The organism is Brochothrix campestris FSL F6-1037, assembly GCF_000525915.1.
Classification (GTDB): domain Bacteria; phylum Bacillota; class Bacilli; order Lactobacillales; family Listeriaceae; genus Brochothrix; species Brochothrix campestris.
Genome location: NZ_AODH01000009.1, coordinates 65,095 through 90,069, shown reverse-complemented (window position 1 = coordinate 90,069; position 24,975 = coordinate 65,095). Strand labels below are relative to the sequence as shown.

Genomic DNA, 24,975 nt, shown 5'->3' with positions numbered 1-24,975 from the left:
CAAAAGAGCCTGTCCAACCAAACGGTTGGACAGGCTCTTTTGATAGGGCATATTAATTGTTGTTGCTACGTCGACCACTACGGAATGCGATCAATGCTAAGTAGCTCAAGACGGCAAAGATAATCGTGATGGTTAAGGAATGCATTAAGGCAATGTAGAGGTTGACGTTTGAGTCAACAGTAGCAATCCCTAAAATGATTTGAATTACAACGAGGAGTACAAGGAGTGATGAACAGCCACGTAATACTTTGGAATGGCTGTAGTGCTTCGATGTGTACCAAGCAAGCCAAGCAATCCAAACCGCCAAGACGAAGGCTGCTGCTCGATGTAATAACTGCACGAATTGTGGCGTTGTTGTCGGCATGACAAATTTACCATCTTCAAACATGAAGGACGGTAGCGCTAAGCTGGCATCCATGTGCCGCACTAAGGCGCCGGTGTAAATTGCGATGTACGTAAAAAGCAACAAGTAATAAATACTGTAGCGTAATTTCTTGGTCATTTTAACCGACTTGGCATCGAACTTAAGGTCGATTTCAAAGATGAACAAGGCAAGCATCACGATGGAAGCGTATGAGATGATTGAAATTCCGAAATGCAATGCCATAATAACGGCATTTTGACTCCAAACGACTGCCATCGCACCCATGATTGCTTGTAAAACTAAAAAAACAACTGAAATAATGGCAATAACCTTTGTTTCGGCACGTCCTTTAATATAGCGCCATGAGAAAATGGCAAGTGCAATCACGAAAATAGAGGCTAGTCCCGTTGAAAGACGGTGGAACACTTCAATTAATTTTTCGATGGTGACATCGGTTAAATTAACGAGTTGTCCGTTACATAAGGGCCATGTAGCGCCACAGCCATCGGCGGAGCCTGTTTTTGTTACGAGAGCACCACCGAACACCACAACAGTCATTAAGACGATTGTTACTATTGAGAGAATTTTTAAAAACTTAGTCATGTGTAAGAGAACCCCACTTTCTTTAATACAATCACTTCTAATTTTACCTTATAATCGCTAAACACCCAAGAGGTCATTTTGGCAATTTGAATAAATGTGTCTGAAATATGACTAAACAATTAGTTGGTGTATATTATGTGAAATATGGTATATTGATATAAGAGTTTTTTTAGGAAAAAAGAAGGTAAGGGGTTTATAATATGACAGAAAAAAGTCTTGAAACAAACAAAGCAACGTCACGCGTTACAATCAATGATTTGACGGGGCTTGTAAAAATGGGCATCGTTGATTCGAATACGATTGCTGCCTTTGCAGGGATGTGGATTGCTTTCCAATATACGAACACACCCTTTTTACAAAACATAGTGACCGTTATTATGCTTGTAATCGGTACGGCGGCGATTATTGCGGGAGCAGGCTGTTGGAACAATTACTACGATCGTGACATCGATAAAAAAATGGAGCGAACAAAAACACGGCCGACAATTACGGGGCGAATTAGTCCGAAAATGACACTTGTAGCCTTTATTGCTTTAACCGTTGTCGGTGAAGTGTTGCTGTTCATGATTAATCCGATGACCGGTATTACTGGTTTAGCAGGTGTGTTTTTATATAACGTTGTCTACACGATGTGGGCGAAACGAAACCTTGTTTCAAATACGATTATCGGTTCGTTTTCAGGTGCAGTACCACCGCTAATTGGTTGGTTTGCAATTGCGCCAACGTTAGAATTACCAGCAATCATGCTCTTTTTATTCATGTTTTGTTGGCAACCACCGCATTTTTATGCAATTGCCATCCGTCGTCGTGCTGATTATGCAGCTGCAGGTATTCCGATGCTGCCAGTTGTTAAAGGTGTAGAACGAGGGCGTAAAAGCATCCTTCTCTGGGTGGGCTTTTTAACCGTGTTACCATTCTTCATGTTTGATTTCGGTATAATCTATGTTGTGTTAGCGACAATTATGAATATTGCGTGGCTTGTGCTCGGGTTACGCGGCTATAAAACCGCCGATCCAGATCAATGGGCAAAATCAATGTTTTTCTTCTCATTAAGCTATCTAATGATTTTATTTGTGGCGATGATGGTGTTAGCACCTTTTGTGTAAGCACAGTTGATGATTGCATGAATTCAAGAAAGACGATAAGATATTAACAGTAACGTTTCGTTGTTACTGTTAATATCTCAGAATGTAGACAAAGTCTAAACAGACTTCATTTTCTTTGTAATGCTATTACAGTGACTTTGTGTACAAAATGACTTGACTGAAAAGAAACGGTGTTATAGTAGGAACGACGAGCGAGTGACGGTGCGCGTATTGATGGTACGTAATCCCGAGCGAGCAAGTCGTAACGACCTAGTACAGCGTTTATCTTCAGTCTCAAGATATTAACAGTAACGTTTCGTTGTTACTGTTAATATCTTTTTTGATGGAGAGGGGAAAAATGAAAAGTATTTTAAAAGTGTTATTGTTAGTCGTGCTTTTTATGTTAATTGCCTATACTTCTCCTTTATACACAAAGGATAAAAGTACTGCCTTATTTCAAACGTATGATGCGAAACAAGGTGATTTGAAAATGAAAGTAGCCTCGAAAGAAACGGCACTGAAATACGACGAAGATAAGAGTATTGCAAAATATATTGGCAAGCCTTACGCGACGATTGAAAAAAAAATATGGTAAGGCAGATCGGGTGGAACAAACGGCTTACGAATATGAGGAATACGTATTTACCAAAGGTGTGCAAGGTTACATGACGGTTGGTGTATTAGCAGATCGTGTTGTTCGAATCAATGTAGTCGGTAATAAGCTAGAAATTAATCCCTTTGAAATTGGGATGCCAGTTGAGACAATCATGAATCGCTATGCGATGGAATCTGAAATCATTGTTAATTCAAGCTATGGGAAATATCAATTGAGTTTATCGGAAGACGACCTTTATACGCGCCCTTTAATTAAACTTGCACCCAATCGCTATGCCCAGTTGACGATTGATTCGAACGCACGTGAGTTATTCGCAGTCTCATTTATGGATAGCGATACGTTAGTGAAACTGCATCCTTATGAATCAGTTTATGAAGGGGAACTTTATGAGGTACCTAAATTATCTGATGAAAAATGGCGTCAAATTAATGCAGGGATGAACAGCGATATTGTTGATTTAACTAATATTTATCGGACGAAACGGGGCTTGAGTACGTTAGTTGAAAACAAAAAAATTGGGCAGGCGGCAAGTGCTCATAGTAAGGACATGCACGAGAATGAATTTTTTAGCCATGATTCTGCTACAAAGGGTGATTTAGCAAAACGGATGACCGTCTCTGAACTCGTATTTGAGGAAGTTGAAGAAAATATTGCGGCTAATTACGTCGATGGTGCCGCGACCTTTGCCGCGTGGTTAAGTTCAGCTAGTCATCGTCAAACGTTGGAGCTAGAGAATGCGAACGTTATGGGGGTCGGAAGCTTTCAGTTTTATACAACGCAAATCATTGGCTATGTAGCGGAAGTGACAGACCCTTCATAAAGCAGTATAATTAAGAGAGTATTATAAGAAAGGGTGGTTAGATGTTTGCAACCTATCAAACGATTGAAGTGCTTGATTTAGCAGACGAACTTGCTGAGATGATCAATCAATCAGAAGCGATGTCAGAATACCATTCTGCCAAAAGACAATTAATGACGACACCAGTAACGCAAGAAAAAATAAAAGCTTTTGCAACAATGAAAGAGCGATTCGATGAAGTGCAACGATTTGGACGTTATCATCCCGAGTACAAAGAGATTAACCGGGAAACACGTCGATTGAAGTGAGAGTTAGACATGGATGAAGTCATCATGACTTTTCGTCAAGCCGAAATGGGCGTACAATCATTATTGGACCAAGTGGGTATCCTCATCGGCGAAAGTGTATCAGAACAAGTAAAAGTGCCTGTGGGCAATCCGTTTTTCGAAGGGAAACGTCGTCATGGCGGTGGCTGTAGTACCGGAGGCGGCTGTGGTTGCTCAGTAGGTTAAGAGGAGGGAATTTATGACATTTACACCAATTGAACGACAAGGGATTGTTGTTTGGGGTCATCATTTTAAACAGTTAAAAACATTACGTCGTTACGGTCACTTGCAATATACATCACGTCGAATGAAGTACGGTGTTGTTTACTGTAATTGTGATGATGTTGAGGGTGTCGTTGCTAAATTAAAAACGTTGAATTGGGTTAAAAAAGTGGAAGTTTCGCAACGTCCATTTATAAAGACAACCTATACGACGATTGAAAATCCAAATGTCGAATTAGAGTATCACTCACTCTAACGAAGTGAACAATAAAGGAGCATAATGATGAGAGTTGTAGCAGGAACAGTTAGAAACCACCAATTGAAAGCCGTACCAGGTGATAAAACACGCCCGACAACCGATAAAATTAAGGAGTCAATGTTCAATATCATTGGCCCTTATTTTGATGGCGGAAAAGCATTGGATCTCTTTGCGGGCAGTGGTGGTCTTGGAATTGAGGCGCTGAGTCGGGGGATTGATGAAACAGTCTTTGTTGATCAAGCCGCGCCAGCGATTAAAATTATTACCGAGAATGTCGCAAAATGTCATTTAGAAAAACAAGCAGTTATTAAGAAAGGTGAGGCGTTGCGAACGATTGATCAATTGGCCCAATCGGGCGATACCTTCAAGTTAATCTTTTTGGATCCGCCTTATCGTTTTCATCAAATGGAAGCGTTATTGAATAAAATTGAAACGTTAAAATTAGTGTCTGAGCAGTCAATCATTGTGGTAGAACATGAAAAAACTTATGAGCTCCCGGATGTGATTGGTGGTTTTAGTCGCTTTAAACAAGCGTTATATGGTATTACTAGTTTGAGCTTTTATGAAGTAGGAGAGTGATGAACGATGTCAACTGCTGTTTATGCCGGATCGTTTGATCCGTTAACAAATGGTCATCTTGAAATTGTCGAGCGTGCAAGTCGATTGTTTGATTGTGTGTACGTCGTGATTATGGTTAATCAGGCGAAGCAGACTCTTTTTAGTCTTGATGAGCGTCTCAACCATCTCACACAAGCCTTTGCTAATGATACCTCTGTGATTGTTACTCATTCTGAGGGATTAGCAGTTGATTTTGCCCGGACTGTTAAAGCGGATAGTTTTGTTAGGGGGATTCGTAACACAACCGATTACAATTATGAGTGGCCGATTGCGACTATGAATGCCGAACTGGCACCTGAAATCGAGACTGTCTTTTTGATGGCGCGCCCACAACATGAAGTGATTAGTTCTTCAATTGTAAAAGAAATCGCGCGATACGGTCGTTCGGTGCAACAGTTTGTGCCAGACTTTGTGGCGATTGACGTGGCACAAAAGTTCGGGCAGGGGTAGCGCATGAATAAAACATTGCAGAAACTACTTACAGTCATTATTACCTTGCTGCTATTAGGGTTAATTTTTATCCCAGTGCCGTATTATATTACGAAGCCAGGTACGACTGAAAAATTAGAACCGTTGATTAGTGTCGCCGGCAAACACGCTAACAAAACAGGGAGTTTTAGTTTGACGACGATTGGTTTACAGCATGCAACTCCGGTGACGTTGCTCATTGCCTCGTTAATGAAATATCAAGAAATCGACAAAGCGAGCGAATTGCGCGCCGAAGGTGAAACGGATGCCCAATTTAATGTTCGTCAAATGTATTACATGAATAGTGCTAAAAACAATGCAGTCGAAGCGGCTTTTAAGCAGGCTGGACTCAAAGCAGAGGCGAAATATAACGGTGTGTTTGTCTTATCGTTAGTCGATCAGAGTGATGCAAAAAAACTGTTGGCAGCTGGTGACACGATTCATGCCATCGATGGTAAGCAATTTAAATCATCGGATGAATTTATAGCATATGTCGGCTCGCGCAAAAAAGGTTCATCGGTCAGTTTGACGTATACTAAAGCAGGCGAAATGTCTCAACGTAGCGGTCAGGTGAAATTAATTGACATCGACAAAAAAGGCAAAGTAGGAATTGGTATTACCTTAGTTGATGATAAAGAAGTTAAGACAACGCCGAAGGTTACGGTTCACACTGAAAAAATCGGTGGACCATCGGCCGGGTTTATGTTTTCGCTCGAAATCTATAGTAGTCTTGCGGCGGAAGATTTAACGCGTGGCTATGAGATTGCCGGCACTGGTACAATTGAAGCAGATGGTACAATTGGACGTATCGGAGGAATAGAGGAAAAGATTGTGACGGCTGCTAAAGCGGGCAAGGATTATTTCTTAGCGCCCGATGATGAAATTACCGCTGACATGAAGAAGGCCGATTCATCAGTTCACTCGAATTATGACGACGCACTTAAAGTTGCGAAGGCGATTGATACGTCGATGACGATTATTCCAGTTAAATCACTTAATGATGCGATTGTCACACTGCAAAAATTACCAATAAAAAAAGAGTAACCTCAATAAAACGAATGCGCTTTCGATCACTTTCGACAGCGCATTCGTTTTATTATTTTTAACAATGACTGTGTGGATGAAGTGTTATAGCTCAATCCTTATCGGAGGATGAGTATAGTCGTTGGCGGAGACTTTCTTAAATGGCAGCTGATAGAGCGCTGTTGCCTTTTCGTCAACAAACGTGTATCCAGGTGGTGCTTTAGAAAAAGTTGCTACTACAGGGAATGAACGTGTTTTTTTAGATTGTTTTAAGTAAGCTTGTCCAGTTGTGCTCATGCCGAGCAAATGATGGTATGTTTTTTGTTGTTGCAGTTGAAAGTCAGCTTCAGTATGTTGCATGAGGATGTTGAGTGCCATTCGTTGAATGCGATTGACAGTATAGCGTTTTGTTTTGACTAAAGAGAGCCATTCGCTAAAGGAATTCGCTTTTTTGGCTGCGTTGATGAGGCGGTATTCGATTCCTTCACTAATCCCGTGGTACAAACTAAGTTGTGCGGGTGATTGTAACAATAATTGGTAGTGGAGCAGGGGCCAGTAGTCCGCCCAAGTATGTTTGGTTGCTTCTGTAACGAGTTGTTGTGTGTTTTCCGGGATAAAGGCGGTGATGTCATGGCCTTCAAGCACACGCGAACGAATCGCCGTTCCACTCGCAAAGGCCTCGTGCGCGATATGCTCATCACTGTGTTGGGCGCCAATGCGATTGAGTGGTAATAATTGCATGGGGTGATTACCAAGTTGATTGGCAATGGCATATTGTAAACCGAGCAGGATATTCGGCTGGCGAAAATTGATATTAGGCCAGGTGTCGTGTGTTAAGGCTTCCCAAGCGGCTGTGAGTGCGTTTGGATACGTATAGTGTTCGGCTAGACGTTCTTGAATAAGATCGTCAAAACGGGCTGTCTCCTGTTGATAAAAGACAGCTAAAGCTTCGTATGGTATAGAATCGCCGTCTTCAGTCCCAAAACAAAGGGTGTCGCAATGAAGGTCGTGTAATAGTTGAACGCCACCACGGGCGAAATTTTCGGCCGATTCAGTTGCGGCAGTGAAAGGTAATTCAATCACGAGATCAGCACCGTTAGCTAAGGCGGCTTGCGTCCGGCGCCATTTATTAATGAGAGCGGGTTCGCCCCGCTGTAAAAAGTTGCCACTCATGACAACAATTAAAACTTCTGCTTGTGATTTATGCTTCGCATGGTTTAAAATGAAACGGTGCCCATTGTGGAATGGGTTAAATTCGGCAATGATTCCAACAGCTTTCATAACATCAATCCTTTCGCACATTTCTGTTATATAATCATTATCATAACAAAAAAAAAGTGTTAAAAGAAAAATGAATCAATGAATAACGGTCTTTAAAGATAATAAGGTTGACAAATGATGTGATTTAACGCTATAATTGGTCTTGTTGTCCATGTAGAGGTGATAAAAAATGTTGAAATGGTCTTTTTTTACAAATACAAAAAAAACAGAGCTGGATTTCCCGTTGAAGAAGTGGTAGATCTTACTGCAATTTTGCATACTAAAAATAAAGATGTACGTTCGGCAAATTCAATCCATGTGTCAGGACACTTAGTTGCTCAACGTGAGCAGGTAATGATTTCTCTTAAAGTTACAGGGGTAATTATTTTGCCGTGTGCGCGTACGTTAGTTGATGTTCCTTATCCGTTAGACTTAACACTTAACGAAATGATGGTCAAAGACTTAACTGAGTTTACGGGTAGTGATGATGTATATGAGATGACTGACAATCAGGTAGATTTAATGCCGATTATAGAAGAATGTGTCCTCGTTGATATTCCTATGCAAGTGTACGCAACGGATGCTAAAAAAGCATCAAAAGCGGGCAAGGGTTGGGTTGTTATCGGACAAGAAGAGTATTACAATCAGGAACAACAGTCTGAAGACGCTGAGGCGCCTAAGGGCGATCCTCGATTAGCAGCTTTAGCTGATTATTTTAAAAAAGATGAATAATCTTTAATTTTTATTTAAGGAGGTGTTTGAAAATGGCAGTACCAGCACGTAGAACTTCAAAAGCTAAGAAAAACAAGCGTCGTACTCACTTCAAGTTAGAAGTACCAGGTATGACTGCATGCCCTAACTGTGGCGCATCAAAATTATCTCACCGCGTATGTCCTGAATGTGGACAATATAAAGGTGTGACAGTTGTAGAAGCGAAAGCATAATACAACACACCGCAAAGGTGAAACGTCCACTTTTGCTAATTAACCTTTCCGAGAGACCATGGCTCTTGGGGAGGTTTTTTTCGTTCTCGCAAAACAAAATGATATGTCGTATACTTATTTAAAAGGTCATCAGCGGATGATCAATGTGCATAAGTGAGGTGTCGGTAATGACTTTAATGACAGTGGGTTTAATTGTGTTGCCTATTATATTGTTTGTAGTACTGAAAATATTCATCAAAAGCGCACGGGTTAAAGCGTTCTTATCCTATGTGTTGATTGTCAGTTTGCTTGTTGCGTGTTTCTGTTTGTTCGACGCGAAAGATAACGAACAACTATTTCTTTATTGTCTACTGTTTTATCTGGTAGTTGGTGTCGTGTATATTTTAGTATTCAATGCTGTAAAAAAAGAATTGTATGTAAAAAAAAGTGTTGAAAGGGTATGTTAAAATCCTACTCATACTATTACCTTTGACCTATTCGTCTGCTATCGTACTAATGTTTTTTAGTTAAAAAAGGTGAGTGATGCTTTTTTTGTGGATTTGTCTGAAGTTATTGACTTCGGAAATGAGGTTGGCAGAAAGTACGTGTAAACGTGCTTTCTTTTTTTTGATAGAAAAGACGTGCGTTAAGAATAACTATTTTTAAAAAGCTGTTTTATAGGATAAAAGATTCAAAAAAACTAGTTAAACGAACAGCTGGTTTTGAATAGGTGAAAAGCTATTTTTTTTTTAGGTTCTAAGTGGTGGAAAGTGGGGGGATGTGGTAAAATTAAAGCAGAAATGAGGTGCGCTTATGTTTATGGGAGAATATGCTCATAATATCGATGTAAAAGGTCGACTAATTATGCCGGCTAAGTTTCGTGAACAATTAGGTGATCACTTCGTTGTCACTCGTGGTTTGGATAAATGTCTCTTTGTTTATCCGATGCACGAGTGGGAAAAAGTAACGATGAAACTACAGGCATTACCAATGACTAAAAAAGACGCACGTGCTTTTTCGCGCTTTTTCTTATCAGGAGCGCTCGAATGTGAATTAGATAAGCAAGGACGTATTAACCTACCTCAGAATTTACTGACGTATTCATTGATAGAGAAAGAAACGACGGTAGTCGGTGTATCGAATCGCATTGAGATTTGGGCTAAGTCCGAATGGGAAGCGTTCTTTGCGGGGGCAGAAGAGTCGTTTAGTGAGATTGCAGAACAAATGACAGATTTTAATTTATAGAGAAGATGGTGGAGATATGTTTCAACATGAAACGGTTTTATTACATGAAACAGTAGATGCTTTGGCGATTAAACCGGCTGGTGTTTATGTCGATTGCACATTAGGTGGTGCAGGACATAGCGCCTACTTATTGTCGCAGTTAAGCAGCAAAGGGCATCTGTATGCGTTTGACCAAGATCAAACAGCGATTGACAATGCAAAGCTGAAACTTGCGCAGTACGATGGTCAAGTCACCTTGATTAAAGCAAATTTTCGTGATTTAAAAACAGAATTACAACAACGTGGGATTGAAAAAGTCGATGGTATTTTATATGACTTAGGTGTCTCGTCGCCACAGTTGGATGAAGCAGAACGTGGTTTTAGCTACCATCAAGATGCTAAGTTAGATATGCGAATGGATCGGCAACAAGCATTGTCAGCCGAAGTGGTTGTCAACGAATGGCCTTATGAAAAATTAGTGCGTATTTTCTTCCAATATGGCGAAGAAAAATTTTCAAAACAAGTCGCTCGTTTAATTGAAAAACGTCGAGTGGAAAAACGAATTGAAACAACGGGTGAATTAGTCGAATTGATTAAAGATGCGATTCCAGCACCAGCGAGACGTAAAGGTGGTCATCCAGCGAAACGGGTATTCCAAGCCATCCGAATCGCCGTTAATGATGAATTAGGGGCGGTCGAAGCATCGCTAGATCAAGCGGTCAACTTACTAAACATTGGTGGTCGCGTGTCAGTCATCACTTTTCACTCGCTAGAGGACCGTATCACGAAGCTGATTTTAAAAGATTATGCTAAAGGCCCTCATGTACCTCGTAATATGCCTGTGATTCCAACCGAGTACCAACCAAAAATTAAAATTATTGCGCGCAAGCCGATTTTACCGTCGGATGAAGAATTAGAACAGAATAACCGCGCACGTTCAGCAAAACTACGTGTGGCAGAATGTCTTAAAGACTAACGAACCTAAAGAGAATGGAGCTGAGTGAGATGGCAAATATGGCAGCGCGACAAATCGAACGGCAACCACAACGTGAAGTAAAACAAACAATAACGAAGACAGCAGTAGATAATTACGAACAACGTGTCTTTCGCAAAGTAAGAAATGTCTTTGTGTCCGTCACACTTACAGTTTCTGCTCTCTTATCGATTTGGATGTTATCGCTGCAAGCGGACAATTATACGCTGAGTAGTCACATTCAAACGCAGGAGAATAAAATTACGCAACAAAAACAAACAAATGCCGATTTGAAAGCGAATGTTGATGAATTAAGTCGTTACGACCGTGTCTATCAAGAGGCGAATAAAAGCGGTCTTAAATCGAGTGAAACAAACGTTAAGGCTGTGGATATTAAATGAAAAAACTAACGAAAAACCGAAAAAAAGGCGCCGTGATTTTACGCGTGCTTTTCGGTTTGTTTTTTATTATACTGATAGGTCGCTTTTTATATTTAGAAATTATCGGAATTGCTAACGGTAAGCCACTCGCGGCTCAAGCGGCACAACAGTACTTGCAAAAAGAGACATTGTTCTCACAAAGAGGTAATATTTTAGATACGAATGGTGAAGTCATTGCTGAAAATGTCGTCAGTTATTCAATGGTTGCGGTTGTGACACCAGGTGTCACAATCGATAAAGATAACCCACAACATGTGGTTGATCGTGTGAAAACGGCGAAAGTATTGAGTAAGTATATCGATATGAAGGAAGCCGATATTTTGAAAACCTTAAATAAAGTTGAAGATAATCCTAGATTGTACCAGGTTGAGTTTGGTACGGCAGGTAAAAATATTAGCTCAGCCACAAAGATGGCCTTAGAAAAAGAAAAGCTACCAGGTATTATTTTCACTAAAACAAATAAGCGGATTTATCCTAACGGTGTTTTTGCTTCAAATTTGGTGGGAATTGTGAAAAATGAGGAAGTTAAAGTTAACGATAGCTACAAGACGATTCAAACCGGTCAAATGGGAATTGAAGCGAGTGAAGAAAATGAATTGAGTGGTAAGGATGGTTCAATCAACTATAGTCAGGATAATTTAGGGTTGATTTTACCGAACGCTGACAAGGTGCTTAAAAAAGCTGAAAATGGTAACACGTTAACCTTAACGTTGAATAAGCGCATCCAGACTTTATTGGAAGAACGGATGAGTGCGGCCCAAGCTAAATACACACCAGAAGAAATGATGGCAGTTGTGATGAATCCTAAAACAGGTGAAATCGTTGCTATGAGCCAACGTCCGACCTTTAATGCGCAAACACGAGAAGGATTGGATAAGTCTTGGCGTAACCTTGTAGCAGAGGAACCGTTTGAGCCAGGTTCAGTTATGAAAATTTTCACGCTGGCAACTGCTATTCAAAAAGGCGTATACAATCCGAACGCCTTATATAAATCAGGTTCGTACAGTGTCGATGATATTAAAATCAACGACTGGAACAATGGTGAAGGATGGGGCACAATTAGTTTTAATGAAGGGGTTGCTATTTCCTCAAACGTTGCTTTTGCTAACTTACTTGATAAGATTGGGACGAGTAATTTTAAGTCGTCACTTGAAAAATTTGGATTAGGTAAATCAACGGGTAGTGGATTAGCCAATGAGGCGAGTGGCGATATATTATACCGTTACCCGATTGAACGTGTCACAACATCATTCGGTCAAGGAACAACCGTGACAGCCATGCAAATGATGCAAGGTGTTAGTGCCATTGCTAACGATGGTAAAATGATGAAACCATATTACATTAAAGAAGTAAAAGATGGCGTGACGGGTAAAGTCACGACCACTAAGCCGACTCAGGTCGGAACACCTGTTTCTAAAGAAACAGCGAACGAAACACTTGAACAATTGCGTTCTGTTATCGAAGCTGAAGATGGTACGGGTTCAATGTATAAATTAGATGGTTACAAACTGGCCGGAAAGACGGGGACTGCCCAAATCGCAAATACCGATGGCTCAGGCTATATGACAGGTCCCAACGATTATATTTATTCATTTATGGGCATTGCCCCAACAGATGATCCACAACTTGTTATGTATGTGACCGTTAAAAAACCAATTATCCAAGAAGGTCAATCGAGTACCGATGTGATAAAATCGATTTTTAATCCGGTAATGCAGACGAGTTTACAATATTTAAATATTAAACCAGAAAAGACAATTAATGCTAAGTCAGTCGTTATGCCAGAATTGACTGACCAAACCATCACTCAAGCACAAAAAGCCTTGAAAGAATCGAAGGCATCTGTCACAGTAGTGGGAGACGGGACTAAAATAGTGCAACAACTGCCACAAAAAGGTGAAGGAATTCTCGAGAAACAACGGGTGCTTTTATTAACAAACGGTAACATTACGATACCAGATATGGCAAATTGGTCAAAAAATGATGCCTTGAAGTTTTCTGAAATAAGCGGAGTCCCTTTAACCTTTAATGGTTCAGGTTATGTCGCTAAACAAAGTGTTAAAGCTGGTGAGAAAGTCAACGCGAACACAAAGATTACGTTAGAGATGAAAGCGGCGGAAACGTTAGAAAAATACAATGTGAAACCGTCAACGACAGCTGATGAAGAAACGACAGCTGCCACTGAAAGAACCGCTGTTAATGAAGCCGTTGGAACGATAGTGGGACAATAATTAATGTAGGGATTTAAGAAAGGGACGATGATAAAATGAAATTGATTGAACTGATGAAACAGCTACCATTAACGAACTATGAGGGGCAGGACGTTGACATAACAGACATGCAACAAGACAGTCGTCTAGTCACTCCCGGCACACTTTTCATTTGTATTGATGGCTATACTGTTGATGGTCATGATTATGTCGATAAAGCAATTGAACGAGGTGCCGTTGCAATCTTAGCTCAAAAACCGTTGGCTGAAACACGTGTGCCAGTCATTATTGTTGAAGACACTAACCGTGCAATGGCAATTTTAGCAGGTGCTTTTTTCAATCATCCCACACAAGCAATGAAGATGATTGCTGTAACAGGAACGAATGGTAAAACAACCGTGACGCATTTAATCGAACATGTATTACGCAGTGTCAACCAAGTAACAGGATTGGTGGGTACAATGTATCAAAAAATTGGTGATACGATTCAAACAACTAAAAACACCACACCCGACAGTCTCACATTACAACGTTTATTTGCAAGCATGCGCGAAGAATATGTCGATACAGCCGTAATGGAAGTATCGTCACATGCACTTGTATTGGGCCGTGTACATGGCTGTGACTATGATGTAGCAGTCTTTACAAACTTAACCCAAGACCATCTTGATTTTCATAAAACAATGGATGAGTATGCCGTTGCTAAAAGTTTGTTGTTTGCCCAATTAGGTAATGATTACCGTTCGAATCGTCCGAAATTTGCTGTTATTAATAGTGATGATGCCGCCAGCGAACGGATGATAACGGCGACTGCGGCTCATGTTGTAACGTATGGCATTCGCAAGCCGGCGACTTTCCAAGCGACTGATATTGCAATCAGTGGCAAAGGGACAACCTTCAATCTTCATTTTCAAGCAAAAACATACCCGATTGCGATGCAGTTAGTCGGTAATTTCAATGTGTATAATGCATTGGCAGCTATTGCCACAACCTATGTACAAGGTGTACCATTGGAAACAGCGATTAAATCAATTGAATCACTGAAAGGTGTGGCTGGACGATTTGAACTCGTTAGTGCAGGACAAGCCTTCCCTGTCATTGTTGACTATGCCCACACGCCTGATAGTTTAGAAAATGTGTTAGAAACAATCAGTGACTTTGTCAAAGGTCGAATTATTTGTGTGGTTGGTTGTGGTGGTGACCGCGATCGTACGAAGCGTCCAATCATGGCGAAAATTGCTGTGCAAAAAGCGGATGTGGCGATTTTGACATCAGATAATCCGCGGTCAGAAGATCCCATGACGATCTTAAATCAGATGGAAGCTGGCGTATCGGCAGAGGCGGTTTATCTTAAAGAAATTAATCGTGAAAAAGCGATTCAGTTAGCTGTCAATGAAGCGAAGGATGATGATGTTATTTTAATAGCGGGTAAAGGACATGAAACATACCAAATCATCGGTTCAGTCACACACCATTTTGATGATCGTGAAGTAGCAGAACAAGCAATAAAAAATCTAAAGTAAGCAAAAACAGTTAGGGGAGAACGAAAGTGTCTACAAAATTCATTATTGGTACAGCGTTCATCGCATTCATTTTAACGTTGATGGCGTTACCTATTTACATTTCAGCAATGCGTCAACGTAAGGTGGGACAAGAGCAACGAGAAGAAGGGCCACAAAGTCATAAGGCTAAATCAGGTACTCCGACGATGGGAGCGATTGTATTTGTCCCAGCTGTCTTTATTGCAACCTTGATTGGCACTGGAATTTCACGCGGGAGCGTCTCGGGCATGTGGTTGTTATTAATTACCTTCCTAGGCTATGCTTTTATTGGTTTTTGGGATGACTTCGTCAAAGTCCGTGAAAAACGGAACCTCGGCTTGACGGCTAAACAAAAATTGATTGGCCAATTAGTGATTGGTATTCTCTTTTACGTTGTTTACCATTTAAATGGTTACACCGATGCCCTTAACATTCCGTTTACAAACATTATGGTTGAATTACCGTATGTGTATGGACTCTTCATTATTTTTTGGCTCGTTGGTTTTTCAAATGCGACGAACTTAACAGATGGTTTAGATGGTTTATTGGCGGGCTTAGCCATCTTTTCTTTCGGTGCCTTTGCGATTATCGCCTATCACCAACATAACTTAGCTGTGATGTACTTCTGTATGGCGATTATTGGTGGCTTACTGGCCTTTTTAATCTTCAATCGTAATCCAGCAAAAGTCTTTATGGGCGACACCGGTTCACTTGCTCTTGGTGGTTCAATGGCGGCTGTATCGATATTATTAAAGGTTGAATGGTTGATGCTCTTAATCGGACTCGTTTATGTGATTGAAACAGTTTCAGTCATGATGCAAGTGTCGTACTTCAAACTGACTCATGGAAAACGTATTTTCCGCATGACACCGATTCATCATCATTTTGAATTAGGTGGTTGGTCAGAAACGAAGGTTGTCTTTGTTTTTTGGACAGCAGGCTTAGTTTGTGCCGTTGCTGCCGTGTTAATGGAGGTGCTGTAAAATGAAAAAGATTACTTCTTTTCGTCATAAAAAAGTATTGGTTTTAGGACTTGCTCGTAGCGGTGTTAAAGCGGCTGAGTTATTACATGAACTCGGTGCCTTTGTGACAGTCAACGATAAAAAGTCATTTGATGAGAACCCAGCAGCCCAAGGGTTGTTAGAAGAAGGTATCACGGTTATTACCGGTTCACATCCGACCGAAATGTTAGATGAAGGTTTTGAATTGGTCGTTAAAAACCCAGGTATTCCTTACGAAAACCAAATGATTCAAAAAGCGTTGACTTTAAATATTCCGATTATTACCGAGGTTGAATTGGCATACTTAATTAGCGAAGCACAAATTGTCGGTGTCACTGGAACGAATGGTAAGACCACAACGACAACCTTAATTAATGAGATGTTAAACCGTTCAAAAACAGCCTTGTTAGCAGGAAACATTGGTTTTCCAGCGTCAGGCGTTGCAATGGAAGCCAAGGCAGAAGATATCATAACGATGGAGTTATCATCCTTCCAATTAATGGGGATTGAAACATTCCGTCCTCATATCGCGGTCATCGTTAATATTTATGAGGCGCATCTTGATTATCATGGATCACGCCAAGGGTATGTGGCAGCGAAATTACGTATTTTTGAAAACCAACAAGCAGATGACTTCTTAGTCGTTAACTGGAATCAACCAGAGTTACGTGAGCTTGTTACAGCTGCTAAATCACGGATTGTGCCTTTTTCTACGAAAGAAGTTGTCGAAGCAGGTGCGTATGTGCTCGATGGGAACCTGATGTTTAAAGGGGAAATCATCGGCCGTCAAGCAGATATTGTTTTACCAGGTGAACATAACTTGGAAAACGTGTTGGCAGCGATTTGTGTTGCTAAACTTGAGGGTGAGAGCAACGAAAATATCATGGCAGTCTTGTCGAGCTTTAATGGTGTTGAACACCGGACGCAATTTATTAAGACGTTAGCAGGTCGTCGTTTTTATAATGATTCAAAAGCGACCAACATCATTTCAACTGAGAGTGCTCTAAAAGGCTTTAAAGAACCCGTTGTGTTATTAGCTGGCGGTTTAGATCGCGGTAATGAGTTTGATGACTTGAAGCCGTTCTTTAAAAATGTCCGCGCCGTTGTGTTATTCGGAGAAACAAAACATAAGATTGCCCGCGTTGCAACTGAAGCGGGTGTTGAACACATTAAAATCGTGACCGACGTCGAAGAAGCCGTTCCGGTTGCGTATACGTGCAGTGAACCAGGTGATGTCATTTTACTTAGCCCAGCGTGTGCGAGCTGGGATCAAGTGCCGTCATTCGAAGTCCGTGGCGATTTATTTATCAAAGCAGTCAACGCATTGTAAAGTGATAAACAGACGAACAAGAGCCTATTTAAGGCTCTTTGGTCATCTGTTTATCAAAGGAAAAAGTATTTTTCTTTGATAAGCAAGTGAACATATTAATCAAACTTAGAGGTGTATTATGAAATTATTAATTAGTGGTGGCGGAACCGGGGGACACATTTATCCTGCGTTAGCGTTAGTTCGTCAGTTTAAAGAAAATTACCCTGATGGAGAAGTGCTCTATGTGGGGACATCAAAAGGCTTAGAAGCCGATATCGTACCACGAGCAGGCATTGCCTTTGAAACGATGGAAATTACCGGATTCAAACGGAAATTATCACTTGAAAATATAAAAACGATTGCCCGCTTTATGAAGGGCGTTTCACGCGCGAAACAAATAATCAAAGAATTTAAACCCGATGTTGTAGTTGGGACGGGGGGGTATGTGTGTGCACCGGTTGTGTATGCCGCCGCTAAAAAGAACATTCCGACTGTCATTCATGAGCAAAACAGTGTGGCGGGTTTAACAAATAAATTTTTAAGCCGTTACGTCGATAAAATTGCCGTGGCCTTTGAAGCGGTAATGGCAGATTTTCCTACCGAAAAAGTAACCTTAATCGGTAATCCACGTGCCACAGAGGTTGTTCAAGCCGAAAATAATCCAGCAGTCTTAAGTGAATACGGTCTTGACCTAACTAAAAAAACGGCCTTGATTTTTGGTGGGAGTCGCGGTGCTCGTGCTTTGAATGAGGCAATAATTGAAGCTTTACCAACTTTGGCACAAAAAGATTATCAAGTTCTTTGTGCAACGGGTGATATTCATTTTGCTCAGATTGAGGCAGCTGCAAAGGCTATCAATGCCAGTAACGTAAAAATCGTGCCGTTCATTTACAATATGCCGGCCGTATTACGTAATTGTGATGTTGTTGTCTCGCGTGCAGGTGCAACCAGCTTAGCTGAGTTTACCGCGTTAGGCTTGCCATCAATCCTAATTCCTAGTCCGTATGTAACCAATAATCATCAAGAAAAGAATGCGATGGCCTTAGTTGAAAAGGGGGCAGCAGAAATGATTAAACAAACAGACTTGAGCGCAGCGAAACTGGTCGAACAATTGGATCATTGTTTGTTAGATGAAACGTATCAAGCAAAAATGAAAGCGGCAGCCCTAGCCTTAGGGAAACCACAGGCAGCCCAAGACCTATGTGATCTCGTGACAGATTTAGCGAAATAAAACGAACAGTTAAGGTGAGGTGAAAGTATGACAGCTAAGACGAAAGTTGTCTCAATCGAAGAAAAAATACCGGGCTTAAAGGAATACAAAGACAAGGTTCGACGTCGGAAACTGTTTGGCCTTTTAGGTGTGTTTGGTCTGCTAATCGTAATCGTTGTCTTTTTAATTTCACCTTTGAGTCGTCTGCAATCGATTGAAGTCGTCAATAATAGCCGTCTGACAACAGCGCAGGTGATGGCCTTAACTGGGGTGGAAAAAGACGTTAGTATTTTTGGAATACACAGTAGTGCGATAGAAAAAAAAAATTACGGACTCGCGTTTGATTGAGAAAGCTGAGCTGACAAGACGTGGGATTAATACGTATCGTTTAACGATTAAAGAAATGCAACCAGTAGCATACATGCCAAAGACTAATGGTTATATCCCGTTATTGTCTTCGGGTTTGTTGGATGAACAGAATGTCTCGAAGTATCCGATTGGTAACGAACCGTTAATCATCGGGTTTGATAATAATAAACAACTCTTAAATGAATTGGCCAAACAATTGACGAAAACACCAGCTGAACTGCGCAACACAATGTCAGAAATTGTTTATAAACCGACAAAAATAAATAAAAATCGTTTGAACATAAATATGAATGACGGTTTTCAAGTGGTCATCGGTCTCGCTAATTTTTCAACCAGTATCAAGACTTACCCTTCGATTGTGGGACAAGTTACAGATGGATCAACTGGTATTATCGATTTAGAAGTTGGTGCATTTTATCAAAGCTATTACAATCAAGGTAGGAAAAATAAGGCGAAATGAGGGAGAAAAGGGTCATATATGAAGTAATTTCCTCAAAATGTGTAGTTTTTCTTTTATTTCGCTTTTTACTAGTGTAGACTTAATATAGGTATATTTATATAAAAAAACAAACATGAAGAGACGAAGGAGGTGCCGATGTATGAGTGAAAATGAAATTTATGTAAGTTTAGACATTGGAACATCGACAACAAAAGTTATAATAGCCGAACACACTGATGGAAAATTAAATGTAATAGGTGTAGGAAGAGCCCCTTCAGAAGGCATTCGTCGTGGCACGGTAGTTGATATCGAAAAAACAGTCGAGGCAATTAAAGCGGCGATTCGTCAGGCTGAAGATATGGTGGGTGTAACGATTCAACGTGTGGTTGTAAGCATGTTAAACTTTCAAACAAATTTAGCAAGGTGTCATGGCATGATTGCCATTAAAAATGAAAACAATGAAATAACAGCAAACGATATTCAAGATGTGATTGAATCCGCACAAGCAATTGCTAAACCAAGTGATCGTGAAACAATCAGTTTTGAATCGTGTGTCTATAAGGTGGATGGCGTAGAAGGTATCAGTGATCCAACCGGGATGTTTGGCGTCAGACTGGAAGTTGAAGGAACGCTGATTACAGGTTCGAAGTCAATCGTACATAATATTTTACGATGTGTCGAGCGCGCGGGCTTAGAAGTAACGGGGATGGTACTACAACCACTTGCAGCTGCAGAAACGTGTTTAACAAAAGATGATCGTGATTTCGGAACGGTTTTGATTGATATTGGTGGTGGCATTACATCTGTGGGTGTCTTTGATCAAGGTCAATTGATTGATGCATTTGCCATCCCGGTTGGCGGGAGTCAAATCACTAAGGATGTTTCCATTGGTTTAAACATTTCATTGCGTCAAGCCGAGCAAATCAAACTGGAACATGGTTATGCTTATGCAAACGATGCCAGCACGGCAGAAACATTTGAAATCGATGTCATTGGTGGTTCTAAGCCAATTATCATCAATCAAACGGATTTATCGGTTATAATTGAAGCAAGACTGGAAGAAATTTTAATGATGGTTAATGATGAATTGGTTCGAGCGGGGCTCAATAAGTTGCCAAACGGTTATATTTTAACTGGGGGAACAACCGTTATTCCAGGCATGATGGAAATTGCTGAACAGGTGCTACAAGCGCGTGTCCGGATTGTTTATCCTGATTACATTGGAGTTAGACATCCGTCATTATCAACCGCGGTGGGACTTATCAGCTATGAAATCGAGCATGGTGAACCTAATGAGCTTCAAGAGTATGAAGATCAAAGCGTCAATGCACCACAAGAAAGAATGAAAGAGCCTAAAGCTGAAGAAGATAAGCTTGTAAATAAAATGAAAAAAAATGTTTGGTTCATTATTCGAATAACACAAAACTAGCGACGATGTAGGAGGAAATTATATGTATGATTTTGATGAAACGAGAAGTTCACTAGCTGTAATTAAAGTTATTGGTGTCGGTGGTGGCGGAAACAATGCTGTCAATCGTATGATTGAACATGGGGTTCAAGGTGTTGAGTTTATTACCGTTAACACGGATGCCCAAGCATTAAATTTATCACAGGCAGAAACACGGATGCAAATTGGTGGTAAATTAACACGCGGACTAGGTGCAGGTGCGCAACCAGAAATTGGTAAGAAAGCGGCCGAAGAAAGCCGTGATCAAATCGAGGAAGTATTAGCTGGTGCTGATATGGTATTCGTAACTGCTGGTATGGGCGGGGGAACAGGAACTGGTGCTGCTCCTGTCATTGCACAAATTGCCAAAGAAGTTGGTGCCTTAACAGTCGGTGTTGTCACTCGTCCGTTTACATTTGAAGGTCCAAAACGCTCAAAACATGCAGTAGCCGGGATTGAAGCTTTAAAAGAGGCAGTCGACACGCTGATTGTCATCCCTAATGATCGTTTATTGCAAATTGTTGATAAAAACACACCGATGTTAGAAGCGTTTAAAGAAGCTGATAATGTTCTTCGTCAAGGTGTGCAAGGTATTTCTGATTTAATTGCGGTTCCTGGTTTAATCAACTTGGATTTTGCCGATGTTAAGACAATCATGTCTAACCGTGGTTCGGCCTTAATGGGTATTGGGTCTGCTAGTGGTGAAAACCGTGCGGCTGATGCAGCTAAAAAAGCAATTTCTTCACCATTGCTCGAAGCATCAATCGATGGTGCGAAGGGTGTCTTAATGAACATTACAGGCGCATCAAACTTGAGCTTATTCGAAGTGCAAGAAGCTGCTGAAATCGTTTCAAGTGCGTCTGATCCAGAAGTTAACATGATTTTTGGTTCTGTTATTAATGATGATCTAAATGATGAGTTAGTTGTAACAGTTATCGCGACTGGTTTTTCTGAAGCGGGCAACCGTCAAGTGAAACCAGCTTTCACACGTCAAGCGGCACCAACACGCTCAGAAGATAAAGCAGAAGGAACTGTTGCACCTTCACCAGTTAATGAGGCACCACGTCGTGAAGTTGATGCAGCCTCAGATGACTTAGATATTCCAGCCTTTTTACGTAACCGTAATCGCAACCGCTAGGAGGTCTAGTGATGGGACTGACTGATAACTTTACGAAGGTCACGAATAAAATGTTGGCAACCGGTCAACCAGCGCAACTAGTGGCGGTCACAAAAACAGTGGGGATTGATGTCATTGAGCAACTCTACGCCTTAGGACAACGTCATTTCGGTGAAAATCGTGCCGATGTCTTAACAGCAAAACAGGCAGCTCTCAGTGACAAATATCCAGATATTGTCTGGCATTTTATCGGCAGTTTACAAACCCGTAAAGTAAAAGAAGTATTGCCAGCTACAACGTATATTCATTCACTCGATCGTTTATCACTTGCGAAAGAAATTAATAAACGTGCAACCGAAGAAAGCAATTGTTTTGTGGAAGTAAATGTAGCCGGTGAGGCAAATAAACATGGTATGGCGCCAGACGATGTCATTCCATTTATCGAGCAACTTACGCATTATCCAAACATTAAAGTCGTGGGGTTAATGACGATGGCGCCGTTTGTGGCCAGCGAACAGGAACTTCACGAAGTGTTTGCACAACTGAAGCAACTAACTAATGACGTTCAAGCACTCCAATTAAAACATGCACCTTGCCTTGAAGCATCAATGGGAATGTCGAATGATTACCAGATTGCGTTGCAAGAAGGGGCCACGTTTGTAAGAGTTGGAACAGAACTTGTAACTGTCAATTAAGGAGGGATTGCAATGTCAATGTTGTCAAAGGTAAAAGACTTTTTCTACCTAGATGAGGAAGAAGAATTTCAATCGACGCAATCAGCAAAACAACAAACAGAAACAAAAGAACAGGTAAGTAACCGCAACACGCAGCCAAAGGCTAAACGTCAAGCTGTGCCTAAAGAGAAAAAAGCAGTCACTAAGAAAAATAATGTCGTTCGAATCGGTTCCGAGACAGAGACGACTAATGTAACATTACACGAACCACGCATTTATAGTGAGGTGCAAGCAATCGCAGACGACTTGTTAAACCGTCAAGTTGTGGTTGTAAACTTACAACGAATGGATAAAGAACAATCGCTACGAATGATTGATTTTTTAAGTGGAAATATATACGCAGTCAATGGTGAAATTAAACGTCTAGGAAATAATATTTTCTTATGCGCTCCGGAAAATATTAGCGTCGATGGTGCTATTTCGGAATACATTAATAACTATGATGCGTAAATAAAAAAGAGGTGACTAAGTGGTTTTATACACTATTTTCAATGTTTTAATAACGTTTTGCTCTGTATACTCATGGGCGATTTTAATTTACATCTTGCTTAGTTGGGTACCTAATGCGCAAGGCAGTAAATTTGGCCAACTGTTAGGACGCATCTGTGAGCCGTTTTTAGAACCGTTTAGAAAAATAATTCCTCCAATCGGTGGTGTGCTAGATATATCTGCGATTTTGGCCTTAATTGTGTTAAATCAGTTATTGCCTCGTGGCTTGCAATCGATTTATCAATTTTTAGTAACAATGTAATAACAGTAGAGGGAGGCAAACATCGCGTTTGCTTCTTTTTTTATAGAAAGGACGAATGTAATGGACGGTGTATATCAACATTTCAGACCAGAAGAACAGCCTTTTATCGATGCGGCATCGGGTTGGATAGTGCAGGCTGAAAATCAATACAGCCCATATTTGACCCCGTTTATTGATCCGCGACAAGCATTTATTTTACAGTCATTGATTAGCAAAAATAGTGAATTCATGCTCGTATCACTGTTGACACATGAACGGCAACGTTTTTTAATTAAGCCGGATTACTTTGAGGAGAACGAAGCAGACTATCAAATGTGTTTATTTTCCATCCGTTACCCATCGAAGTTTTCAAACTTGAGTCACCCAGAGATACTAGGGGCCTTAATGAACATCGGTATGAAGCGAGAGGTATTTGGTGATATTTTAAATGTCGGAAATGACTGGCAATTTGTCGTCGAAGAAGAGGTGGCCAATTATGTTCAACTTAACCTTACGAAAATAGGCAAGGTTAATATTCAGTTAGAACGGCTACCGTTTACAGGTGCACTAGCGATTCCAGATGATTTTGAGCATAAATTTGTGACGGTCAGCTCAATGCGGCTTGACAGTGTGGTTGCAACGGTGTTGAATATTTCCCGACAAAAAGTGAAAATAATGATTGAAGGAGGACTCGTCAAAGTCAATTGGCAAGTTGTGAAACAGGCCAACTTTGAATGCACTGAGAATGATATGTTGTCGGTGCGTAAACATGGTCGAATACAAGTGTTAGAACAAATCGGCAAGAGTAAAAAGGATAAATTAAAACTGAATGTGCGGATAAAAGGCTGAAAAAACGTTAATTATCCAAAAGATGTTGATTTATACTTGATTAGTCGGTACATTTTACTATATAGTAAGGTGTATAGAACATTAATTTGTTTACATACTTGGAGGTGGAATAAATGCCGTTATCACCATTAGATATTCACAATAAAGAATTCGGTAAAAAATTACGTGGCTATGATGAAGATGAGGTTAACGATTTTTTAGAACAAGTCATTAAAGATTATGAATTAGTCCTTAAAGAAAATAAAAAATTAACAAGCGATTTGCAAACAAGCAATGAGCAATTAGACCACTTTAAAACAATTGAATCGACATTGAATAAATCACTTGTGATTGCACAAGATTCAGCTGATGAAACACGCAGACAAGCACAGAAAGAAGCCGAATTGATTGTTGTTGAAGCAAAAGCCGATGCAGCAGAGCTTGTAAAAGAGGGCTTAAACAAAGCGCATCGTCTCTCGGTCGAAATTGAAGAGTTAAAACGTCAATCTAAAGTGTTCCGTGAGCGTTTACGCTTACTTGTAACGACACAACTTGACTTACTTGAACATGATGATTGGTCAAATTCACTCGAGTATGACATTGATGTTGAACAAAACATCACCGATAAATTTGTAGATGTTGCGGAGAAACAAAGCGTTGAAACACCAACAGAAACGACTCAATCTATTGAAGTGATTGAAGAGAACAAAGAAATTCCAGCAAAATAATAAGCGACGAATGGAACGTTAACTGTATCCGCCCTTTTCTAGCGATTTGACGAATGGTGAAAGGTCAAAAAGGGGTCACGGTTGAAAATCATCCATGAGCTGTTAAGCT

Annotated in this window: 28 protein-coding genes, 2 pseudogenes and 1 other annotated feature (1 of these 31 only partly in view); of the genes and pseudogenes, 28 read left to right on the top strand and 2 right to left on the bottom strand. The window is 40.5% G+C overall.

Translation table 11 applies throughout. From position 1 onward, the window contains the following. Positions 1-52: 52 nt before the first annotated feature. Positions 53-967, bottom strand: a complete 915-nt coding sequence (locus tag BCAMP_RS02420) for a COX15/CtaA family protein (protein WP_035313367.1) — start codon at positions 965-967, stop codon at positions 53-55. Positions 968-1,167: 200 nt separating this feature from the next. On the opposite strand from BCAMP_RS02420, the gene cyoE reads away from it, so the two are divergent. The 8 genes and pseudogenes from cyoE to BCAMP_RS02385 all read left to right on the top strand — a co-directional run bounded on the left by cyoE (position 1,168) and on the right by BCAMP_RS02385 (position 6,404). Next, positions 1,168-2,073, top strand: coding sequence for a heme o synthase (cyoE, locus tag BCAMP_RS02415; RefSeq protein ID WP_035313365.1), 906 nt, complete (start codon positions 1,168-1,170; stop codon positions 2,071-2,073). Positions 2,074-2,410: 337 nt separating this feature from the next. Then, the gene (locus BCAMP_RS12375; protein WP_051456817.1) at positions 2,411-2,647 is read left to right on the top strand and encodes a hypothetical protein; all 237 of its coding nucleotides are present in this window, start codon (positions 2,411-2,413) and stop codon (positions 2,645-2,647) included. After that, positions 2,628-3,488, top strand: coding sequence for a CAP domain-containing protein (locus tag BCAMP_RS02410; protein ID WP_051456816.1), 861 nt, complete (start codon positions 2,628-2,630; stop codon positions 3,486-3,488). The genes BCAMP_RS12375 and BCAMP_RS02410 overlap by 20 nt, the downstream gene beginning before the upstream one ends. A gap of 41 nt (positions 3,489-3,529) precedes the next feature. Next, positions 3,530-3,979: pseudogene (locus BCAMP_RS02405) on the top strand (YlbF family regulator). Between the two features lie 13 nt (positions 3,980-3,992). After that, positions 3,993-4,271, top strand: coding sequence for a YlbG family protein (locus BCAMP_RS02400; RefSeq protein WP_035313364.1), 279 nt, complete (start codon positions 3,993-3,995; stop codon positions 4,269-4,271). Positions 4,272-4,298: 27 nt separating this feature from the next. After that, positions 4,299-4,853, top strand: coding sequence for a 16S rRNA (guanine(966)-N(2))-methyltransferase RsmD (gene rsmD / locus BCAMP_RS02395; protein WP_035313362.1), 555 nt, complete (start codon positions 4,299-4,301; stop codon positions 4,851-4,853). Between the two features lie 6 nt (positions 4,854-4,859). Next, positions 4,860-5,342 carry a pantetheine-phosphate adenylyltransferase gene (coaD, locus tag BCAMP_RS02390; protein ID WP_035313360.1) on the top strand — a complete coding sequence of 161 codons (483 nt, stop codon included), beginning with the start codon at positions 4,860-4,862 and terminating at the stop codon, positions 5,340-5,342. A 3-nt stretch (positions 5,343-5,345) separates the two neighbouring features. Beyond that, positions 5,346-6,404: a SepM family pheromone-processing serine protease gene (locus BCAMP_RS02385; RefSeq protein ID WP_035313358.1), complete on the top strand. Its 1,059-nt coding sequence runs from the start codon at positions 5,346-5,348 to the stop codon at positions 6,402-6,404. Positions 6,405-6,488: 84 nt separating this feature from the next. On the opposite strand, the gene BCAMP_RS02380 is transcribed toward BCAMP_RS02385, so the two are convergent. Continuing rightward, positions 6,489-7,664: a nucleotidyltransferase gene (locus tag BCAMP_RS02380; RefSeq protein ID WP_051456815.1), complete on the bottom strand. Its 1,176-nt coding sequence runs from the start codon at positions 7,662-7,664 to the stop codon at positions 6,489-6,491. A gap of 177 nt (positions 7,665-7,841) precedes the next feature. Between BCAMP_RS02380 and BCAMP_RS02375 the strand changes: the two genes are divergently transcribed. From BCAMP_RS02375 to BCAMP_RS02280, 20 genes and pseudogenes are all read left to right on the top strand, one after another. Next, the gene (locus BCAMP_RS02375) at positions 7,842-8,375 is read left to right on the top strand and encodes a YceD family protein (RefSeq protein WP_035313357.1); all 534 of its coding nucleotides are present in this window, start codon (positions 7,842-7,844) and stop codon (positions 8,373-8,375) included. 32 nt (positions 8,376-8,407) lie between these two features. Continuing rightward, the gene (gene rpmF, locus BCAMP_RS02370) at positions 8,408-8,587 is read left to right on the top strand and encodes a 50S ribosomal protein L32 (protein WP_035313355.1); all 180 of its coding nucleotides are present in this window, start codon (positions 8,408-8,410) and stop codon (positions 8,585-8,587) included. A 143-nt stretch (positions 8,588-8,730) separates the two neighbouring features. Next, the gene (locus tag BCAMP_RS14960; protein ID WP_156921102.1) at positions 8,731-9,033 is read left to right on the top strand and encodes a DUF3397 family protein; all 303 of its coding nucleotides are present in this window, start codon (positions 8,731-8,733) and stop codon (positions 9,031-9,033) included. A gap of 346 nt (positions 9,034-9,379) precedes the next feature. Further along, entirely contained in the window at positions 9,380-9,811 is a 432-nt protein-coding gene (gene mraZ, locus BCAMP_RS02360; RefSeq protein ID WP_035313352.1) for a division/cell wall cluster transcriptional repressor MraZ, read from the top strand. A 16-nt stretch (positions 9,812-9,827) separates the two neighbouring features. Then, entirely contained in the window at positions 9,828-10,766 is a 939-nt protein-coding gene (gene rsmH / locus BCAMP_RS02355) for a 16S rRNA (cytosine(1402)-N(4))-methyltransferase RsmH (RefSeq protein ID WP_035313350.1), read from the top strand. Between the two features lie 29 nt (positions 10,767-10,795). Continuing rightward, entirely contained in the window at positions 10,796-11,164 is a 369-nt protein-coding gene (gene ftsL, locus BCAMP_RS02350) for a cell division protein FtsL (RefSeq protein WP_035313348.1), read from the top strand. Then, positions 11,161-13,434, top strand: coding sequence for a penicillin-binding protein (locus BCAMP_RS02345; protein ID WP_035313346.1), 2,274 nt, complete (start codon positions 11,161-11,163; stop codon positions 13,432-13,434). The genes ftsL and BCAMP_RS02345 overlap by 4 nt, the downstream gene beginning before the upstream one ends. Before the next feature lie 35 nt (positions 13,435-13,469). Next, positions 13,470-14,936, top strand: a complete 1,467-nt coding sequence (locus tag BCAMP_RS02340) for a UDP-N-acetylmuramoyl-L-alanyl-D-glutamate--2,6-diaminopimelate ligase (protein ID WP_035313344.1) — start codon at positions 13,470-13,472, stop codon at positions 14,934-14,936. A gap of 26 nt (positions 14,937-14,962) precedes the next feature. Then, a complete protein-coding gene (gene mraY, locus BCAMP_RS02335) occupies positions 14,963-15,937 on the top strand; it encodes a phospho-N-acetylmuramoyl-pentapeptide-transferase (RefSeq protein ID WP_035313342.1) in 975 nt (324 codons plus the stop codon). Position 15,938: 1 nt separating this feature from the next. Continuing rightward, the gene (murD, locus tag BCAMP_RS02330; protein WP_035313340.1) at positions 15,939-17,285 is read left to right on the top strand and encodes a UDP-N-acetylmuramoyl-L-alanine--D-glutamate ligase; all 1,347 of its coding nucleotides are present in this window, start codon (positions 15,939-15,941) and stop codon (positions 17,283-17,285) included. A 118-nt stretch (positions 17,286-17,403) separates the two neighbouring features. After that, positions 17,404-18,495: an undecaprenyldiphospho-muramoylpentapeptide beta-N-acetylglucosaminyltransferase gene (gene murG / locus BCAMP_RS02325; RefSeq protein ID WP_035313338.1), complete on the top strand. Its 1,092-nt coding sequence runs from the start codon at positions 17,404-17,406 to the stop codon at positions 18,493-18,495. 27 nt (positions 18,496-18,522) lie between these two features. Further along, positions 18,523-18,822, top strand: coding sequence for a cell division protein FtsQ/DivIB (locus BCAMP_RS02320; RefSeq protein WP_035313336.1), 300 nt, complete (start codon positions 18,523-18,525; stop codon positions 18,820-18,822). Then, complete coding sequence (locus BCAMP_RS02315; RefSeq protein ID WP_035313335.1) at positions 18,815-19,303, top strand: cell division protein FtsQ/DivIB; 489 nt, start codon at positions 18,815-18,817, stop codon at positions 19,301-19,303. Before BCAMP_RS02320 ends, BCAMP_RS02315 begins: the two co-directional genes overlap by 8 nt. Before the next feature lie 139 nt (positions 19,304-19,442). Then, positions 19,443-20,700, top strand: a pseudogene (gene ftsA, locus BCAMP_RS02310) (cell division protein FtsA). Positions 20,701-20,733: 33 nt separating this feature from the next. Further along, positions 20,734-21,867 carry a cell division protein FtsZ gene (gene ftsZ / locus BCAMP_RS02305; RefSeq protein WP_035313333.1) on the top strand — a complete coding sequence of 378 codons (1,134 nt, stop codon included), beginning with the start codon at positions 20,734-20,736 and terminating at the stop codon, positions 21,865-21,867. Between the two features lie 11 nt (positions 21,868-21,878). Then, positions 21,879-22,541 carry a YggS family pyridoxal phosphate-dependent enzyme gene (locus BCAMP_RS02300; protein WP_035313331.1) on the top strand — a complete coding sequence of 221 codons (663 nt, stop codon included), beginning with the start codon at positions 21,879-21,881 and terminating at the stop codon, positions 22,539-22,541. Between the two features lie 12 nt (positions 22,542-22,553). Beyond that, positions 22,554-23,030 (top strand): cell division protein SepF, encoded by a 477-nt coding sequence (locus BCAMP_RS02295; protein ID WP_035313328.1) that lies wholly within the window; start codon positions 22,554-22,556, stop codon positions 23,028-23,030. 19 nt (positions 23,031-23,049) lie between these two features. After that, positions 23,050-23,331, top strand: a complete 282-nt coding sequence (locus tag BCAMP_RS02290; protein ID WP_035313326.1) for a YggT family protein — start codon at positions 23,050-23,052, stop codon at positions 23,329-23,331. A gap of 60 nt (positions 23,332-23,391) precedes the next feature. Continuing rightward, complete coding sequence (locus tag BCAMP_RS02285) at positions 23,392-24,159, top strand: YlmH family RNA-binding protein (protein ID WP_035313324.1); 768 nt, start codon at positions 23,392-23,394, stop codon at positions 24,157-24,159. Between the two features lie 113 nt (positions 24,160-24,272). Further along, entirely contained in the window at positions 24,273-24,866 is a 594-nt protein-coding gene (locus BCAMP_RS02280) for a DivIVA domain-containing protein (RefSeq protein WP_084038440.1), read from the top strand. Next, positions 24,864-24,975, top strand: a binding site (T-box leader) (it continues 116 nt past the right edge of the window). Its footprint overlaps the gene before it by 3 nt.

Excerpts from the sequence above, each read along its gene's own strand:
- BCAMP_RS02340 (WP_035313344.1), top strand. The coding sequence starts at position 13,470 with ATGAAATTGATTGAACTGATGAAACAGCTACCATTAACGAACTATGAG.
- mraZ (WP_035313352.1), top strand. The coding sequence starts at position 9,380 with ATGTTTATGGGAGAATATGCTCATAATATCGATGTAAAAGGTCGACTA.
- BCAMP_RS12375 (WP_051456817.1), top strand. The coding sequence starts at position 2,411 with ATGAAAAGTATTTTAAAAGTGTTATTGTTAGTCGTGCTTTTTATGTTA.
- cyoE (WP_035313365.1), top strand. The coding sequence starts at position 1,168 with ATGACAGAAAAAAGTCTTGAAACAAACAAAGCAACGTCACGCGTTACA.
- rsmH (WP_035313350.1), top strand. The coding sequence starts at position 9,828 with ATGTTTCAACATGAAACGGTTTTATTACATGAAACAGTAGATGCTTTG.
- BCAMP_RS02400 (WP_035313364.1), top strand. The coding sequence starts at position 3,993 with ATGACATTTACACCAATTGAACGACAAGGGATTGTTGTTTGGGGTCAT.
- BCAMP_RS02385 (WP_035313358.1), top strand. The coding sequence starts at position 5,346 with ATGAATAAAACATTGCAGAAACTACTTACAGTCATTATTACCTTGCTG.
- BCAMP_RS02345 (WP_035313346.1), top strand. The coding sequence starts at position 11,161 with ATGAAAAAACTAACGAAAAACCGAAAAAAAGGCGCCGTGATTTTACGC.
- rpmF (WP_035313355.1), top strand. The coding sequence starts at position 8,408 with ATGGCAGTACCAGCACGTAGAACTTCAAAAGCTAAGAAAAACAAGCGT.
- BCAMP_RS02420 (WP_035313367.1), bottom strand. The coding sequence starts at position 967 with ATGACTAAGTTTTTAAAAATTCTCTCAATAGTAACAATCGTCTTAATG.
- BCAMP_RS02280 (WP_084038440.1), top strand. The coding sequence starts at position 24,273 with ATGCCGTTATCACCATTAGATATTCACAATAAAGAATTCGGTAAAAAA.
- BCAMP_RS02320 (WP_035313336.1), top strand. The coding sequence starts at position 18,523 with ATGACAGCTAAGACGAAAGTTGTCTCAATCGAAGAAAAAATACCGGGC.
- BCAMP_RS02375 (WP_035313357.1), top strand. The coding sequence starts at position 7,842 with ATGGTCTTTTTTTACAAATACAAAAAAAACAGAGCTGGATTTCCCGTT.
- murG (WP_035313338.1), top strand. The coding sequence starts at position 17,404 with ATGAAATTATTAATTAGTGGTGGCGGAACCGGGGGACACATTTATCCT.
- BCAMP_RS02295 (WP_035313328.1), top strand. The coding sequence starts at position 22,554 with ATGTCAATGTTGTCAAAGGTAAAAGACTTTTTCTACCTAGATGAGGAA.
- BCAMP_RS02285 (WP_035313324.1), top strand. The coding sequence starts at position 23,392 with ATGGACGGTGTATATCAACATTTCAGACCAGAAGAACAGCCTTTTATC.
- murD (WP_035313340.1), top strand. The coding sequence starts at position 15,939 with ATGAAAAAGATTACTTCTTTTCGTCATAAAAAAGTATTGGTTTTAGGA.
- ftsL (WP_035313348.1), top strand. The coding sequence starts at position 10,796 with ATGGCAAATATGGCAGCGCGACAAATCGAACGGCAACCACAACGTGAA.
- ftsZ (WP_035313333.1), top strand. The coding sequence starts at position 20,734 with ATGTATGATTTTGATGAAACGAGAAGTTCACTAGCTGTAATTAAAGTT.
- BCAMP_RS14960 (WP_156921102.1), top strand. The coding sequence starts at position 8,731 with ATGTGCATAAGTGAGGTGTCGGTAATGACTTTAATGACAGTGGGTTTA.
- BCAMP_RS02300 (WP_035313331.1), top strand. The coding sequence starts at position 21,879 with ATGGGACTGACTGATAACTTTACGAAGGTCACGAATAAAATGTTGGCA.
- BCAMP_RS02380 (WP_051456815.1), bottom strand. The coding sequence starts at position 7,664 with ATGAAAGCTGTTGGAATCATTGCCGAATTTAACCCATTCCACAATGGG.
- rsmD (WP_035313362.1), top strand. The coding sequence starts at position 4,299 with ATGAGAGTTGTAGCAGGAACAGTTAGAAACCACCAATTGAAAGCCGTA.
- coaD (WP_035313360.1), top strand. The coding sequence starts at position 4,860 with ATGTCAACTGCTGTTTATGCCGGATCGTTTGATCCGTTAACAAATGGT.